This is a genomic window from Candidatus Magnetobacterium casense, from assembly GCF_019173545.1.
Classification (GTDB): domain Bacteria; phylum Nitrospirota; class Thermodesulfovibrionia; order Thermodesulfovibrionales; family Magnetobacteriaceae; genus Magnetobacterium; species Magnetobacterium cryptolimnobacter.
Genome location: NZ_JABXWD010000530.1, coordinates 1 through 1966 on the forward strand (window position 1 = coordinate 1; position 1966 = coordinate 1966).

Consider the following 1966-nt stretch of genomic DNA (forward strand, 5'->3'; position numbering starts at 1 on the left):
TGGAAATCAACCCCCGGACGGATACCCCGTAAGTGATAATCGACCTTGTTGGCCCCGCTTACGTAGACACCGGTGCTGATGGCGTTGTCGGCGATGATCCGCAGCTTGTGTCCCATCGGACCTATGAACCCGGCCTCTATGCCGAGGATGGCTTTGACTTCGTCCTTGTGTGCAGGGCGGAAGTTGCCAATGATACGGTTGACCTTCTTTTCGTGAAGCACCTGGTCACCCCTGATCAGGGCCAGCACGGGGGCAGTGTCGCTGATCAACAGCAGACTCTTGATAAAGTTCTCCGCCCCAAGCCCCATGAAGTGTGACACCTCCTCAACCGTCCTCTTCTGCGGTGTGGAAACCTCCTGCTGTGACGTCTGCGCATACTGATACACCGCCGATACGGACACCGCCAGTTCCACGTTGGCCGCATACCCGCAGGAAGCACAGATGGCCACTTCGTCCTCACCCGCCAGCGACGGGGCCATGTACTCGTGAGCCGTAGCCCCTCCCATCATGCCAGGGTCAGAGTCAACGCGGTAGAAGGTCAACCCACAGCGCTCAAATATCCTGTCGTATGCCTCGATGTGCAGGTCGTAGTTTTTTTGTAGTCCTTCGTCATCGACATCGAAGCTGTAGCTGTCCTTCATGATGAACTCCCGGGTTCTGAGCACCCCGCTCTTGGGGCGCGCCTCATCACGCACCTTGGTCTGTATCTGGTACCACACCTGGGGCATGTCCCTGTAGGAGCGTATCTCCCTGGAGGCCAGCCACGTCATGATTTCCTCGTGGGTCATGGCCAGGCACATGTCGCGTCCAGTGCGGTCCTTGAGGCGAAACATCTCCTCTTTGATCTCATACCACCGCCCGGTCTTTTGCCAGACCTCCGCCGGATGAAGCACCGGCATCGAAAGCTCCTGCGCCCCAATGCGGTTGAGCTCCTGGCGGATGATGTTGTTGATCCGGTTTAAGACCCGCCAGAACAGTGGCAGATATATATACAGCCCGGAGGCCAACTGTCGCACATACCCACCCCTGAGCAATAACACGTGACTTATCGCCTCGGCATCAGAGGGCATCTCCTTCAAGGTTGGTATTAATGTCTTTGAGTATCGCATGTATTCTCCCATGTTTTTGTTTTTTTCAGATTCGGCACCGTTAATCTCTGAGTAAGGCTATAATGCTGTAAATTTTAGCCGAAGAGGTGTCTCCTCTTCTTCTTGTATATGGCCTTGCCCCTTTTTAAAGTGGATGCTTATCGCTGCTTAGGTGTGGAGGCGCTCTTTATAGTGAGAAATAACGTCCCAGTCTTTGTCGCTTCTAATTTTAGGAATTTCCGGCTTAGTATGTCCAATATATTTACTTTTACTGTAATAGTTCACCCCCCTAAGAAAAGAAAGAAGGAGGGCGGTTTACGGCAGGGGTGCCTCACCCCCTCCTCAGACCTCCCCTGCAAGGGGGCCAGACCCCTTGACCCCATTATATATTGTTCACAGTGTAATCTTTCCATATGTATACCTGAACTATTACTAAAAAACCTATATTCTATATATACCACAATGCTATAATCTTTGTCAACAGCGATAAAAAAGGGCGGCTCCACCTCCAAGGTAGAGCCACCCGCTGCTTACAGTCAAATTTCGGTTTTGTTTCCGTTACTTGTGTGCGCTTTGGTTGTGGTCTTTGTCGAGCTTGCCCATTAACTTTAGCGTATATGACACCAGATGCCACCTGTCATCCTCGTTTAGGGTATCCTGGTAGGAGGGCATACCGGTGCCATCGAGGCCGGATGTAAACGTCATGTAGATGTCCTGTGGTCTGGAGCCTTTCTTGAGGTCACCGGTCTGGAAGTTAAACGGCAGTATCTGATCGCCCCAATCGTCCTTGATCTCCTCCGATTTGGAGCCATCACCCTTGCCGGTTTCTCCGTGACACTCCCAACACTTCATGTCCTTGTATATCTTCTTGCCCCTGT

2 protein-coding genes are annotated in these 1966 nt (G+C 52.1%); both read right to left on the reverse strand.

Translation table 11 applies throughout. The annotated features are described in order from the left end of the window. Positions 1–1109 (reverse strand): proline--tRNA ligase (gene proS / locus HWQ67_RS17220; protein ID WP_218253928.1); only part of this gene is annotated, 1109 nt, incomplete at its 3' end. 537 nt (positions 1110–1646) lie between these two features. Then, positions 1647–1966 (reverse strand): c-type cytochrome (locus HWQ67_RS17225; protein ID WP_218253929.1); only part of this gene is annotated, 320 nt, incomplete at its 5' end.